The organism is Iocasia fonsfrigidae (assembly GCF_017751145.1).
Taxonomy (GTDB): domain Bacteria; phylum Bacillota; class Halanaerobiia; order Halanaerobiales; family DTU029; genus Iocasia; species Iocasia fonsfrigidae.
Genome location: NZ_CP046640.1, coordinates 3,729,718 through 3,743,860 on the forward strand (window position 1 = coordinate 3,729,718; position 14,143 = coordinate 3,743,860).

14 protein-coding genes are annotated in these 14,143 nt (G+C 33.7%); 2 read left to right on the forward strand and 12 right to left on the reverse strand.

What is annotated here, in order from left to right:
• Positions 1 to 45: 45 nt before the first annotated feature.
• The gene (locus tag GM661_RS17875; protein ID WP_230868014.1) at positions 46 to 972 is read left to right on the forward strand and encodes a helix-turn-helix transcriptional regulator; all 927 of its coding nucleotides are present in this window, start codon (positions 46 to 48) and stop codon (positions 970 to 972) included.
• A 77-nt stretch (positions 973 to 1,049) separates the two neighbouring features.
• Positions 1,050 to 1,292, forward strand: a complete 243-nt coding sequence (locus tag GM661_RS17880) for a zinc ribbon domain-containing protein (RefSeq protein ID WP_230868015.1) — start codon at positions 1,050 to 1,052, stop codon at positions 1,290 to 1,292.
• Positions 1,293 to 1,358: 66 nt separating this feature from the next.
• Here the strand turns inward: GM661_RS17880 and GM661_RS17885 are convergent, their stop codons facing one another.
• The 12 genes from GM661_RS17885 to GM661_RS17940 all read right to left on the reverse strand — a co-directional run bounded on the left by GM661_RS17885 (position 1,359) and on the right by GM661_RS17940 (position 14,131).
• The gene (locus tag GM661_RS17885; protein ID WP_230868016.1) at positions 1,359 to 1,958 is read right to left on the reverse strand and encodes a nitroreductase family protein; all 600 of its coding nucleotides are present in this window, start codon (positions 1,956 to 1,958) and stop codon (positions 1,359 to 1,361) included.
• A gap of 172 nt (positions 1,959 to 2,130) precedes the next feature.
• Positions 2,131 to 3,408, reverse strand: a complete 1,278-nt coding sequence (locus GM661_RS17890; protein ID WP_230868017.1) for a SatD family protein — start codon at positions 3,406 to 3,408, stop codon at positions 2,131 to 2,133.
• 7 nt (positions 3,409 to 3,415) lie between these two features.
• On the reverse strand, positions 3,416 to 4,195 hold the full coding sequence (locus tag GM661_RS17895) for a DUF3307 domain-containing protein (RefSeq protein ID WP_230868018.1): 780 nt from the start codon (positions 4,193 to 4,195) through the stop codon (positions 3,416 to 3,418).
• A gap of 192 nt (positions 4,196 to 4,387) precedes the next feature.
• Positions 4,388 to 5,701 (reverse strand): amidohydrolase, encoded by a 1,314-nt coding sequence (locus GM661_RS17900; RefSeq protein ID WP_230868019.1) that lies wholly within the window; start codon positions 5,699 to 5,701, stop codon positions 4,388 to 4,390.
• A 108-nt stretch (positions 5,702 to 5,809) separates the two neighbouring features.
• Positions 5,810 to 6,274, reverse strand: coding sequence for a hypothetical protein (locus GM661_RS17905; RefSeq protein ID WP_230868020.1), 465 nt, complete (start codon positions 6,272 to 6,274; stop codon positions 5,810 to 5,812).
• Complete coding sequence (locus GM661_RS17910; protein WP_230868021.1) at positions 6,264 to 7,157, reverse strand: DUF3100 domain-containing protein; 894 nt, start codon at positions 7,155 to 7,157, stop codon at positions 6,264 to 6,266. Before GM661_RS17910 ends, GM661_RS17905 begins: the two co-directional genes overlap by 11 nt.
• Positions 7,158 to 7,409: 252 nt before the next feature.
• Positions 7,410 to 8,462: an SIS domain-containing protein gene (locus GM661_RS17915; RefSeq protein ID WP_230868022.1), complete on the reverse strand. Its 1,053-nt coding sequence runs from the start codon at positions 8,460 to 8,462 to the stop codon at positions 7,410 to 7,412.
• Entirely contained in the window at positions 8,462 to 9,565 is a 1,104-nt protein-coding gene (locus GM661_RS17920; RefSeq protein ID WP_230868023.1) for a hypothetical protein, read from the reverse strand. The genes GM661_RS17915 and GM661_RS17920 overlap by 1 nt, the downstream gene beginning before the upstream one ends.
• 12 nt (positions 9,566 to 9,577) lie before the next feature.
• On the reverse strand, positions 9,578 to 10,435 hold the full coding sequence (locus GM661_RS17925) for a carbohydrate ABC transporter permease (RefSeq protein WP_230868024.1): 858 nt from the start codon (positions 10,433 to 10,435) through the stop codon (positions 9,578 to 9,580).
• Positions 10,435 to 11,340 (reverse strand): carbohydrate ABC transporter permease, encoded by a 906-nt coding sequence (locus GM661_RS17930; protein WP_230868025.1) that lies wholly within the window; start codon positions 11,338 to 11,340, stop codon positions 10,435 to 10,437. The genes GM661_RS17925 and GM661_RS17930 overlap by 1 nt, the downstream gene beginning before the upstream one ends.
• Before the next feature lie 63 nt (positions 11,341 to 11,403).
• Positions 11,404 to 12,687, reverse strand: coding sequence for an extracellular solute-binding protein (locus GM661_RS17935; RefSeq protein WP_230868026.1), 1,284 nt, complete (start codon positions 12,685 to 12,687; stop codon positions 11,404 to 11,406).
• 295 nt (positions 12,688 to 12,982) lie between these two features.
• Complete coding sequence (locus GM661_RS17940) at positions 12,983 to 14,131, reverse strand: ROK family transcriptional regulator (protein ID WP_230868027.1); 1,149 nt, start codon at positions 14,129 to 14,131, stop codon at positions 12,983 to 12,985.
• Positions 14,132 to 14,143: the final 12 nt, after the last annotated feature.

Here is a 14,143-nt window from a genome sequence, read left to right on the forward strand (position 1 = left end):
TGATACAATTATAAAAGATTAGTCTCTTTCAGGAGTGATATGGAGATGCGTGTTTACAGATTACTAGCCATAATTATGATTTTACTCAATAAAAATAGGGTAAGTGCCAGTAAACTGGCCGAAAAATTTGAGGTCTCTTCCCGTACAATTTATCGAGATATAGAATCTATCTGTCAGGCTGGTATCCCTATTGTTTCACATCAAGGGGTTGATGGTGGTTTTTCTATACTGGATAATTATAAAATAGATAAAAACCTCTTTACTGCAGAAGAAATGGCTGCTATTTTAACCGCCCTGGAAGGCCTAGATTCTACTATTAGTGACAATTCTATTAAATACACTGCAGAAAAAATTAAGACACTTTTTCCTGAAAATCTTGAGCTATGTAATAATCAACAAATAATCATGGATCTCAACCCCTGGGGAAGAAATAAAGAATTGAAAAAGAAACTAGAGCTTATTAAACAGGCAATTAAAAACTCACAAACCCTGACTATTGATTATATTAATGCCAGGCAGGAAATCTCCAAGAGAGAAATAGAAGCTATTACTCTGGTATTAAAGGGTACTACCTGGTATCTTTACTCCTTCTGCCGCTTACGTAAGGATTATCGTATATTTCGCTTGTCCAGGATTATTGATTTATCTCTAAACAATGATTTTTTTGAAAAAATACATAAGGATTTTAGCGAATATGAAAATGAAAACGCCTGGTATAATCCCGGAAAAGAAGTCCATCTAGAATTACTCTTTAAAGCAGAAGCACTTTTATATATTCAAGATTTTTTTGCTAAAGATCAAATAGAAAAACAGGCTGACGGTTCATATCTGGTCAAAATAAGCTACCCTGAAGACAACTGGGTATATGGGTTTATTTTAAGTTTTGGAGATATGGTAAAGGTCTTAACCCCCCCTCATATTCAAAAGATTATTAAGCAAAAAGCTGAAGAAATCTATAAATTATATAACTAATAACTTAAAGGTGACATACTGTTGTCATATTTATCCCCTTATAATACAATTAACAAATCTAAATGGAGGGATTAATTATGGATATGAAATATTGTTTATCCTGTGGGATGCCTCTTTCCCCGGAAATCTCACATCAAAAAACAGACAAGTACTGCCAATACTGTACAGACGAAAATGGGAGTTTAAAATCCAGAGAAGAGTGCCAGGCCGGTATTGCACAGTGGTTGCAGAGCATCACCCCTGAGGATAAAGAAGCTAACTATATGAAAAGAGCAGACCATTATTTAAAATCTATGCCTGCCTGGCAGAATAAGATTTAAACTGTAAGGGCCTCTTCTTCTGGAGAGGCCCAATTTGCCGTCAACTTTAATATCTTACTATACATCCTAGTTAAATATTTTAACACGTTCTTCAACAGGTTGAAATTGTTTATCCTCTGGGGTGGCTAGTATCTTACCAAAAGGCATCTGAGCAATCAACCGCCAGTTATCCGGTAAATTCCACTTAGATTTTACTCTATCATCTATCAGTGGATTATAATGCTGTAATGATGCCCCCAGTCCCTCTAATTCTAAAGAAGTCCACACAACATACTGCAGCATTCCATTTGACTGCTGAGCCCAAACCGGAAAATTATCTTTATAAAGAGTATATTCTTTTTGTAATTGTTTTACAACATCATCATCAATAAAAAACAAAACTGTTCCATATCCATTACGAAAGGAAGCAATTTTCTCCTCCGTAGCAGCAAATTCTTCTTCTGGGACAATCTCTTTTAATGTTTCTTTTGTTATATCCCAAAGTTCATTATGATTATCTCCAAATAAAACAACTACTCTTGCTCCCTGAGAATTAAAGGCTGAAGGTGTATATTTTACTGCACTTTTTACTACTTCTTCAATTTTTTTCTCTGAAACAACTTTTTCCTTCCCAATACCATAATAACTACGTCTATTCTGCACTGCCAGATAGAAATCTTTTCTCATAATAAAAACCCCTTTTTATGTTTATTTTTACACATAGACATCTTTATCTATGTACATACCTTATATTAGAGCTATATCATATTAATTATACAAAAATAATAAACCTAAATCAAACTACCACAAATCTAATGTTTTTAACAACACCACAATATCGGGTTTTTACCTAATATATTTATATTGTCGTGTTTTTATCTAATATGAATAAATTGCAAATACTATTAAAAATAAATTCATATTCATACCAACCTGCCCTTTGTAAGTGCTCAACTACTGTTGACCGGGATAGATTCATCTTTTCTTTGATCTGATTTTGGGTTAACCCCTTCTGTTTGTATCTCACAGCCAAACTCTGTTTGGGACTCCAGGATTTAATAATCTCAATAAATAGAGATAATACATGTGCATATAAATCATCTATAAAATTATTTGAAAATTTAATACCTAACTGCATTTTTTGTGAAAAACAACTAGCAAGTACTTCCCTGGCTCTATAAAAAGCAGTCCCATCCATACCAAGCGCTTCATTCCTAATTTTGGTTGCAATATCGCCAATCCCCAGGCCAGAATAAAGCCCCTGTAGTTCAATATATATATCTACTATTAAAGATAAAATTCTGTTAAATTTATCTTGTTCATTATAAAAAAGACCCTGAAATTCATAAAAATCATCATCCTCTGAAGACAGGGAAGTAAGGATAAGTTTTGACCTTATAATATCACTATATTCCTGGTTAATAGAGTTTAATAAATTCCGAACAACTCTTTCATCATTAGCTTTTGTAGGCCAGGCAGCTATCAAAGCTATATAAGTGCCTTTACAGATATCACTGCAGATTTTTATATACTGCTGCAGATTATAAAATATTTCATTAGTTTTAAGCAGTAAGGCCCAGTTTATCTTTTTTAAAGACTGACTTATACTTGACTGTGATGTATCCAGTACAGCAGCAATCTCTTCCTGTGTTTTCCCCCTGGCTAACTGATAAATTATATATTTTTGCCTCCCATTATACTTAGCTAATATACTAAAATATAGATGTAAAAGCAGATTTATTATAAGTAGAGCCGTATCTCTGTTATTATCCATCAACAAATGCACTTTGAATTTATTTTTTTTAGCAGTATTGATTGCCTCAAGAGCATTTTTATATCCCTGACCCTTGTAATTATCAAACAGACCAGCCCCAAGACCATATCTAAGCTCAATGCCATTGAATTTAACATCCATATATTGTAATAAATCCAGCATCTGCTCATAGGACTCTAAAACACCCACAAATTCATCACCCAGAGTAACTTTAAAAGGAACTCTAATTACTTCCCTGTATTTACTATTAACCTCATCTAACACGAAATTTAATTTTTCCTGTACCTCTCTTCGATTCTCCAATTTCCTGGAATCAACTAAGTCTCCTATAATAACTACCTGCTGGTCCAGCAAAACAATCATCCCCCATTTACCATAAATACTTAAATATATTAATTATACTCCCAGTTAGAACTGCCAGGAAAATACTTGTAATTGAACCTAATAAATAATATTCAACAAACCCTTCTCCCACCTTTTTTTCTTCTATCTCTTTAAACCTAATTAAAGACTTGGCAGTAAATAAAAGCCCTATCAATGAATAGTTTTCTAAGATAACAAATAAAATAATTAATAGCCTCTCTAAATTCCCGATCGCCTTGCCCTTACCAGCTTTATTATTAATATCACTCTTATACTTTTCCAGAACAGCCCTGGTAATAATAGTACTCCCCTTAAAATTAAAAATAACAACTGAGGCGGCAATCGTAATGAAAAATACCCTGGAAGTATTAAACACCCCTAACCATTGAAATATATCCTTAAGATCATTATACATTAAAGCAAGATATAAATTCCCCTGCAAAGTAAATAAGGGCACAGTTAATAAAATAACAAGTATATGTAATATCTGATCAACTATAAATATTTCCAATTTATAATTCCCTGTTTTTGCTTTTCTTTCTGCTAGTTTCCAGGTTAAATATATTTTACAATAATCAATTATACCATGAAATAATGTAATTGTTAAAATAACAAACAATAACTGCTCACTGAAATAATAAAAAGTCAAGATCAGTGAAGTCAAGAAAACAATCAACAAATGCTTCATTAGAGCCAAAAAAGACAGCTGTTTATTTTTACTTAGTTTCTCTGTCTGAAAGGAAAAATCAGCTAGTACATGAGCTAAAATAAGTAAAGAATAAGTCATAAAAACCCCCTTTTTATTAACAATGCCAGAAATTTTTTTTACAAAAAAGCAATTTATACTATACTTCACCAGTTCTCCATAAATACCTGCCAGAATATAGAAAATCTATCATAGAAATTAACTTCCCATGATAGATTATAATTAAAATAGTAATAGCATCTATTTTAATGTGCCAAACGAACCGTCCCGGTGTCACGTAGTTTTATCAAAACTACTTAGTAAGTCGAGATATTCTTCCTTAGTCATAACAGCCTGATGGTTTTCAATAATTGTTGTTGCTCTATCTGCCTTATTATATAAGAGGTCAATTACGGTCATAGCCATCGTTTTAGCTGGTATAATATAGGCTAATTCCTCATCTATAATCTTAAATTTACGGGTATGCAGGTCACCTTTTACTCCCCCAAAAAACGGATGGAGAGCTGGCATCAGGTGAGAGACATCCCCAAAATCAAAAGAACCCGCAAAAGAACTGCCCTGCTGGATTTCATCTCCTTTTAGAAAAGCACTTAAGTTCTCTAAAAGGAGATGATCTAACTCAGCCTTATTCAGAAGAGGCAGATAACCGGGTATATCTTTTATCTCTGCTTTGGCTCCAACAGCCATGGCCCCTGCTTGGATAGCCCTGTTTACTTTTTGATTGGCAGCAATGATTCCCTTAACTGTCCTTCCACGCACATAACTCTCCATTCTTACATCTGCCGGTATTATGTTTACAATATCTCCACCTTTAGTAATTATCGGATGAACCCTTATCTTTTCTTCATCTGGAAAGGTCTCCCTCTGGGCATGAATATTATTGATAGCCAGCATAGCGGCATTAAGGGCATTAACCCCTTCTTCTGGAGCAGAACCAGCATGTGATTCTTTACCTGTAAACTGCACCTTTTTACCAACAAAACCATTTCCCGTAGGACCCAGTAAGGCCTTAATTCCAGAATCACCAGGGTAGAGTGAATGGATCATCATCGCCATATCAACATCATCAAGTTCTCCCCGATAAATAAGCTCCTGTTTTCCTCCAAAGTATTTTATTTTCCCTTGTTCCCTGAGGTCATAGCGATATTCTAATTCGACATATTCCTCAGCCGGAACTGCCATAAACTTCACACTACCACTTAATTCTGAAAAAGCCCCTGACAGAACAAGGCCCAAAGCTGCCCCCAGCATTACCCCGGACTGGATATTATGCCCACAGGCATGAACTGCCCCGGTCTCTTGATCAGCATCAGGGTGTTCATGACATAAAATAGCATCCAGCTCACCCATAAACGCTATCCTGGGGCCAGGGTTTTCCCCAGCTACAGCACTACAACCTGTCACTGCTATATTTTTCTTCGGGACCAGTCCCAGGTCTTTAAATTCTTCATATAGCAAATCAGTAGCATACTTTTCTTTATAACCTAATTCCGGTTTATCATACATCTTTTTTCCCAAAGCAATAATCCTGTCTCTCTTTTCATCAATAACCCTGACTACCTTTTTTTTAAGCTCTTCTTTTGGCAAAAGTTAACCCTCCTTCTAAAACAACCATTAATCTAAGCAATGAAAATAGGACAATCCTAAATTATCATAATAAATGAGGATTGTCCTTTAAAATCATTTAAATTTGAATTAAATAATACCTTGTAATTTTAATACTATATGGGAAATAATAGCTGAACCAAAGAAAGTACCAATAAACACAGCAATAGCTACGATAAATACCTTCCAGCTCAATTCCTTTAATTTCTGAATTTTATTCCCTACAGAAATCCCGGCAAAAGCAAGTATGGGGGTTGTTGTTCCTAAAAAATTAACCTCATTTGTATAATGTAAAAACCATTCTGAAGTCGGTATAAAAGGCATACTCAAAATCAGGGCAGTCAGTGAAGCCCAGGCAAAGGCGGGGAATTTTACCCTGGGAAACAAGTCTTTTATAATAAGGGACAACATAGCAATAGCAATTATCATTAACATCCCGGGAATAGCAGTTGCTACTGGTATTCCATAACCTATCCTCTGACCAACAAGAATCATAATGCCAACTACAATTAAAACCTTAAGTTGATTTAAGCTTTGTTCCAGATTAAGATTCATGACTATTCCCCCTCAACTCTCCATTTTCTACCTCTTTACCTCTACCAATAATAGGTGAAAGTTTATCATATAAAAAATTAACCAGAGGTAGACCAAGAAAAACAACTGAATAAAGGCCAGTTACCCCAGTTAACATATTACTTGTCGCTGCATAAGCAAGAACCGTATCTCTCATTCCCGGTACAATTTCAGCAAGTGAACCCGAGGCAGCTGTCATCATACTCCCACTACCCATACCAGAAGCCATAGCCAGAGCATAAGGATGGAGACCTGTATTTGCTGACAAGGTGCCAAGCAGTCCAAAAAAGATAGTCCCAAAAACTGTTCCAATCAGGTAAGTCCCCAGAACACCTGTCCCTTCAGGTGAAGATATACCATATTTTTCCCCAATTATTCCCAGGGTAGGTTCACGGCAAATGCTGGCTGTTGCCCCAACTGCTTCCCTGCCCATTCCTAACAAAAGTGCCAGTGGAAGGGCAATAATAACTGTACCAAGGTTACCTAACTCCTGCAGTAGTAAGGCTGGACCTGCCTTTATAATCTGCACAATATTTGGTCCAACAATAGCCCCGTACTTCACCCCCAGTGGCAAAAGTGCCAGCATAACCATTGAACCAGCAAGTTCTATCTCTTCACTGGCTATCAGGTTTTTTAGAAATGCAAAAACCTTTCCCAATAAATCAGGTGTAATTAAGATGCCGATCACTACTGCAAAAAGCATCGGCAGTAAAACAACCTTACCAGGACCTAAAGAAAAGCTTTTTATTCCAATCTTCTCAGTAATAGCTATGATTATAAAAACTGTTAGATATAATTTCAAAAATACAGCTATTCTTCCCCTTGTTTTAAGTGGCTTGTCTTTCCTGGAAACCTTCTTATCCATAATTAATCCTCCTTTTTTTTTAATAAATTAATATTACCTATTATTTATTTATACATAAAGCGATAAATTCCTGCAATTTTTTTTATGTATATGAAGAGATAATAATATATGGTATTATTTGTCTGTAAAAATGGTTTTATTCTTATCATGACCGTCCCCTATATCATGGTTGAACCATTATAAAGAAAAATTCACCCTGTTACAGGTGAATTATACTTCCCCGATGGCAAGTGAATACTTTTTTACCGGTCACTACTCAACCCGGGTAACCTTAGAAATCTTATTTAGTTTACCTGGTATCCTTCCCTGCCTAAGTGCAATTTCCCTTGTCAAAATCTGTATAACAATTGAAAAAGAAAATAAAGTATTTAAATGTTGATATTTATTTAATTTTATATAGTTAAAACTATAGTTATCTTTATTAATCTGATCTGTCACAAAAATTACTTTAGAACCAAAATCAAATAATTCTTTTGCTAGCTTAAGCATCAAGTCAAAAGTTTTATCTTTTGTATCTGCTAAAATAATAGCTGCATGATCAGGACCAGCAATTTCTAAAGGTCCATGTCGAAAAGCACCTCCTGAAATAGCAGCAGGTTGTAGTCCCGTACCCTCTTTACAAATTAAACCACCCATTTTAGCAGCAGCTAGACTATTTCCCCGGGCAATTAAAGTCAACTTGTTAAATTTAGCTAATTTGTCATATAAACTAGGTGATTGAGACAATAATACATCAATTTCTGCTGCTAAAACATCAAAATCATTTATTAGATTGCAATATCCATCAACACTTTCTGAAAAAATACTATCTACTAGCATGTCCAATAACAATAAGGTATTAGTAAATGTTTTAGTAGAGATAGTTGCCTCTTCCCCTGCAAAAATAGGCAGATTAATGTTAGCCAATTTAGCAATTGTACTTTGTGGATTGTTAGTTATAGCAATAACTCTACATTTATCCTTTATTCTTTCCACAACTTTTTTAGTTTCTATACTTTCACCTGATTGAGATACAGCTACTATGGTAAAGCTTTCATCAATTACTGGTAATTGATAATGAAGTAATTCATCAGTTGGTGGATTAAAAGCAAATTGTCTATTAGCACACAATCGATTCACTGCTGGAATTGTAGCAAAATAAGAACTCCCCATACCTATAAAAAGAATTGGTCCTTTACTTTCTTTTAAGCAAGTGGCTGCTTTTTTTAATTCATTTGAAAAAAAATCATCCTTGATATACTGTTTCATTAATTTTTTTAAAAACTCTGGTTGTGATATAATATCGTTTTTCATAGGATCACTCATTATTCTCCCCCCTTATTATTTATTAATATTCCGGGCTTAATTTTTTCTAAATATGCTACAAGTTCTTTTCTATTAGGACTGTATCCAGTTTTAACATATAGACTAGCTGTTAATGTCCCAATAACAGCTGCTTCAAGTGAATTAAAATCATGAATTTTAGCCCAACAATAACCTGCATTAAAATTATCACCACCACCAGTAGTTATTACTGGTTTTTCTATTTTAGGTATAGATATCATAGCTTTTTGATGCTCATTTAAAAACAATGCCTTAGCAACCGGATGTATGACAATTTCATCAATATACCCCTGTTCTAATAAATAATTCCCTATGTTAAATAGCTCATTTTTTCCCTGACATACTTTTTTACCAATATCAATAGCTTCATTTACATTTAATCCCAGTATTACCTGATAATATTTTCTAAACTTTTTTAGTAATAAAAGCATATCAAGTATATCTGCTGTTGTTCTACCTTGGCAATCTGCCAGGTCAACAAATAGTAAACTTTTCTGCTTAAAACAATATTTTTCTACTTCCAGTAAAATATTCTGCCAGATAGCTGACATCTGATTAAAATGACTCCAATTTGTCAGTCCCAGCAGCTGGTATTCATTTAATTTATCTGGGATTAAAGCACCTGCTCTGTCCTGTATTGACTTCCAATTTATTTTTTTAAAGCTATGTGTATCACCTAACATTACCTTCCCATCTTGAAATTCTAATACAAAACTTAAGGCTGGTTCTCCAATTGAAATAATACTTGTATTCTCTGACATATAATCTTGAAAAAGTCTTTCATACTCTGTTACTGGAATAATTGCTGTTGTCTTTAAATCAAGACAACCAAGGGCATTGGCCATAATAGGCGCATTTCCTCCCGGCTTAATTGTCATTAGATCAATATCAATATCACAACTTAAACCAGCTGCCCTAATTAACCTATTACCAAATTCTTGAATTTCCTGATAGTATTCCTTTTTTGATTTATTTTTACTTTTTACTGGATGGTATATTTTATCTACAAAACCATCAAACCCAATTAAAGCCTGTCGGTCTTTATTTGATGCCTTTATTATTTTTTCTGATAAATTCTCTAGCATTTTATTCCTCCATTATCCTTTTACAGCTCCTGAAGTAAGTCCTTTAATAATTAATCTCTGAAAAATAATTACTATAATCATCGGTGGAATGGCAGCCAATACACCTCCTGTTGTCATCGCAGTATAATTAATTGTATGACGCCCCGTGAACTCTGTTATAGCAACTGGTACTGTTTTAGATGCATAGCTGTTTGTTAAAATTAAAGCATAAAAAAATTGGTCCCAGGCTAATAAAAACGAAAAGATAGATACAGCTGCAATACCTGGTCCTGACAATGGTAAAATTACTCTAATTAGGGCTTCTATTCTTGAACAGCCATCAATCCTGGCAGCCTCTTCTAATTCATGGGGAATACCCTGAAAAAAACCACTCATAATATATACTACAAAAGGAAGAGTAAATGATAAGTAAACAACTATTAAGGAAAATTTATTATCCAATAGACTTAACTTATTTAATAAAATATATATAGGAATAATCAAACTAACTACAGGTATCATTCTGGTAGCTATGATGGCTAACATACCTATTTTTTTGCCCTTGAAATTTAAGCGGGCAAAGGCATAAGATGCCAGAGTACCTACTAAAAGACTTATTAATGTAACAAAAAAAGAAACAAATATACTGTTATACAAAGCCTTTGTAAACATACTGGCAGTTTGTGAAACTGATTGTTCATCACCAAAAATACTTAAATAGTTTTTAAAAGTTATATGATCAGGTATCCAGTCAGGTGGCTTAACAAGTAAATCAGCTTGAGTTGATAAGCTTGATATTACCAGCCAATAAACTGGTGCTAAAATCCAAATTACTACAATAATCATCATTAAATAGCCGAATATTTTTATACCTTTTGAATACTTTCTCATTATACCCCATCCTCAGTATATAAAATTTTAATATAGATTATTGCTAAAATTAATATAAAAATAGATACTATAAAAGATAAGGCTGACCCCCTACCCATATTTAAAAAACTAAATGATTCCAGATAAGTCATATAACTTATTATTTGTGTACCATTAGCTGGCCCACCATTAGTTAAAACATAAATAATATCAAAGGCTTTGAAGGCCTCAACTGTTCTAATAACCAGTGAAACCATAATAGCTGGTTTCAATAATGGTAAGGTGATATATTTAAAACTCTGCCAGCGAGAAGTCCCATCTATCTCTCCTGCTTCATATAGTTCTTCAGGCATTGTAGCCAGTGAAGCGCTAATCATCAAAACAATAAAAGGTGTACACTTCCAAATATCAGCCAAGATAACCATATTCATTGCCCGCCAGGGTACTGACAACCAACTCTGGTATTTATCAATAATATGTAGTGACTGGAGCAGCCCGTTTAAAGCCCCATATTCAGCATTATAAATCCACTTCCATATAATTGCATTTACTACTGTTGGAACAGCCCACGGGATAAGCACAATCGTACGTAAAAATCTCCAACCCTTAAGATGCATATTAATTAACATAGCAATAGCAATCCCTAGTATTATTTCTAGACCAGTAGAACTGAAAGTAAAATAAGCTGTTCGACCAATAGTTGCCCAAAACTTTGCAGAAGAAAAAAAATCAAGATAATTGCCCAGTCCCACAAATTTGTTCCTCCAGGGGTAAGCAAGTGAATAAGAAGTTAAACTTAACCAGAGGGTTCTTAAAATAGGATAAAATATGATCGCCACAATTATTAAAATTGCTGGTAAAATAAATATCCACCCGAGTAGACCTTCATCATGTTCAATTTTATTTTTTATTCTCTTATAGTTCATATTTACCTCCAATACTACTAGATTAAAAGCGGAGCCCTAGACTCCGCTTTACTATAATCCACCCTACCATCTACTCTGAATCTCCTTTACTTCCTTAGCAGCATTATCTAATGCCTCTTGCACAGAAACCTTACCTACTAGAGCATTCTGTAATGAAGTCTGCAATATCTTTGATACCTCTGTATAATAAGGCACTTTTGGTCTAGCATAACAATAGGGAAACTGTTTATCAAAAATTGGGAATATAACTGGGTGTTTTTCAATTATTTCATTCTGTTGCATCACAGGTTTCCACATTGGGGTAATGTGATCAGCATATCTAGTTTGAATATCCTTACTAGTCATAAACTCAACTAACTTATAAGCAAGCTCTTTATGTGGAGATTTATTAGTCACAGCAAAACCCATTGATCCTGTGATAGTTGCACTCTTAATACCACTTTCCTGAGCAGCAGCAAAAACCGGAACTAAAGACATTTTTGCCTGATCAACTATATTTGATTCATCGGGATCATTTAATAAATCATACATATAGACCCAGTTCAAAGCAAACACTGCTTTACCTTGAGAAAAAATCCTCCTAACCTCTTCTTCATCAGCTGCTAAACTAGCTGGATTGGTAATACCATTATCAATTGTCTGCTTCATCCAGCTTAAGGTTTCTACACCTCTTATACTATTAAATGCTGGTTTATTATCCATAGTAAAGAAATCCCCATTATTACCTTCTAAGAGGGTCACCCAATCACAAATTAATGCTTCAATCTGAGCCCAACTCCAGATAATTGGATATTCCACTATACCCTTTTCTTTAATAATTTTTGCCTGCTCAGCTAACTCTTCCCAAGTAGTTGGAGGTTCTTTTATACCAGCTTCTTTTAATAATTTAGCATTATAAAATAAATATTTTTGATCAAGTAACCAGGGCAGCCCCCATTCCCTACCATTATAAGCAACTATTTGCCAGGCTTTATCATATACCTCTTCTTTCATATTATCTGTTATTTTATCTGTAACATCCATCAGCCAACCTGCTGCTGCAAATTGTGGAACCCAAATATCATCTACAAGCACCACATCATAAGCCGGGTTTGAACTTGAAATAGAAGTAATCAGTTTATCATGTAGAGCATCATACCCAACCAATGTTAATTCTACATCAACATCAGGATTTTGATTCTTAAACTCTTGAATAATCTGATCATATTCCTCTGGTGTCCAACCAGCCTGCTTCATACTAATCATTCGAATCGTTTCCCCATTAGCACTAATGGCAAACGCAAATAAAACAATTAGTGTCATAATAAAAACAACCACAATAGTTTCCCGTCTTTTTCTTAAATTCATTGTTATCCCCCTTTTTTATTTTGGCCTCCTACTTCTTAACACTTTTAAAACAACTTTTAAAAAGTTGTTAAAAAATAATGTTACTTTTTATAAGTTTATTATATTTTTTTGAAACAGTCAAATTAATTTATCTTCAATAAAGTCTTATACAACGCAATTAAATACAACTAAGTGAATTCATCTCTGTCTTACTTAGTTTTTGATTGTAGCAGCAATATTTAATTATTAGTATGTATTCAAAAAGATATATAATCCCCGGCGATATATACTGATACTTTTCGAACAGACTCTATTATTAAATTTCTTTTTTCCAGTGTTCAAAGACATAGATATATAAAGCGGAAAATTGGTAATCCCCTCTATCATTACGCAAAATTAGTTCAGGACGGTCCTCAACACAAAAAATATGTGATTTTTTCATCTCCTCTTCCAATTTATCTTTAATTTTTCCTCTATAAAGATTATGAAAATCACCCAATATTATTATTTCTGGATCAAAAAAACTAACCATACTAGATAATGCCCTAGCAAAGTATTTCACAGCTCTATCTATTACCCTTTTACACTTCTCCTCACCCGATAGATAACCTTTAATAATCTCATCAATCGTAAAATATACTTTTTCTTTAAATTCATTTTCAATTGCTTTAATAGAAGAGAGCATTTCCAAACAACCTGTACCCCCACAAATACACCTTTTGCCCGTTGATTTAACCTGCATATGGCCAAGTTCACCAGCATTACCATGGCTTCCAGAGTACAACTTATTGCCAATGATTATACCACTTCCAATACCATCCCCTATATAGATAAAAATCAAATTATCATACCGCTTCTTTAACATATAATTCCATTCATAATGTACAGCAATATTAGCATCATTTTGTATAAAGACAGGACAGAAATCAACCTTGTTTTTTATTTTTTTCATTAAACTTTGGCCATTAAGATACGGAGCTGTTGAGCTAATGATAAGATCCTGATTGTCCTTATAAATACCTGGTACTGAAATTCCCATAGCAAGTATTTGCTTCTTTTTAATCTTTTTTTCTAAGATCAGTCTCTCTAAAACATCCCCTATTACTTCTATTAAACCTGTCAACTCATTATCTTTAACATTTATTTTTTCAGCATGTAATAATTTAAAGTTTAAGTCAAATATAGCCAAAGAAATAACAGTCTCTTTAAAACTCAATGTAATAATATATTTGTTATATCCTTTAAAACTTAATATCTTTGGAGGTCTTCCTCCAGTAGATTTTGTATATGATTCAACAACCAAATCCTCTTCTATTAACTCTTTAACAAGTTGAGAAATAGTAGTATGAGAAACATTTAATATTTCTGCTAATTCTGTTCTAGAAATCGGTTGTCGTTCAATTATTTGATTCAGTATTATATAACGGTTATACTTCTTTAATTCTTTAGAATTCTTTATCTCCATAGTATTTACCCA

Coding starts and splice junctions, on each gene's coding strand:
- GM661_RS17875 (WP_230868014.1), top strand. CDS start 46: ATGCGTGTTTACAGATTACTAGCCATAATTATGATTTTACTCAATAAA.
- GM661_RS17880 (WP_230868015.1), top strand. CDS start 1,050: ATGGATATGAAATATTGTTTATCCTGTGGGATGCCTCTTTCCCCGGAA.
- GM661_RS17885 (WP_230868016.1), bottom strand. CDS start 1,958: ATGAGAAAAGATTTCTATCTGGCAGTGCAGAATAGACGTAGTTATTAT.
- GM661_RS17890 (WP_230868017.1), bottom strand. CDS start 3,408: ATGATTGTTTTGCTGGACCAGCAGGTAGTTATTATAGGAGACTTAGTT.
- GM661_RS17895 (WP_230868018.1), bottom strand. CDS start 4,195: ATGACTTATTCTTTACTTATTTTAGCTCATGTACTAGCTGATTTTTCC.
- GM661_RS17905 (WP_230868020.1), bottom strand. CDS start 6,274: ATGAATCTTAATCTGGAACAAAGCTTAAATCAACTTAAGGTTTTAATT.
- GM661_RS17910 (WP_230868021.1), bottom strand. CDS start 7,157: ATGGATAAGAAGGTTTCCAGGAAAGACAAGCCACTTAAAACAAGGGGA.
- GM661_RS17915 (WP_230868022.1), bottom strand. CDS start 8,462: ATGAGTGATCCTATGAAAAACGATATTATATCACAACCAGAGTTTTTA.
- GM661_RS17920 (WP_230868023.1), bottom strand. CDS start 9,565: ATGCTAGAGAATTTATCAGAAAAAATAATAAAGGCATCAAATAAAGAC.
- GM661_RS17925 (WP_230868024.1), bottom strand. CDS start 10,435: ATGAGAAAGTATTCAAAAGGTATAAAAATATTCGGCTATTTAATGATG.
- GM661_RS17930 (WP_230868025.1), bottom strand. CDS start 11,340: ATGAACTATAAGAGAATAAAAAATAAAATTGAACATGATGAAGGTCTA.
- GM661_RS17935 (WP_230868026.1), bottom strand. CDS start 12,687: ATGAATTTAAGAAAAAGACGGGAAACTATTGTGGTTGTTTTTATTATG.
- GM661_RS17940 (WP_230868027.1), bottom strand. CDS start 14,131: ATGGAGATAAAGAATTCTAAAGAATTAAAGAAGTATAACCGTTATATA.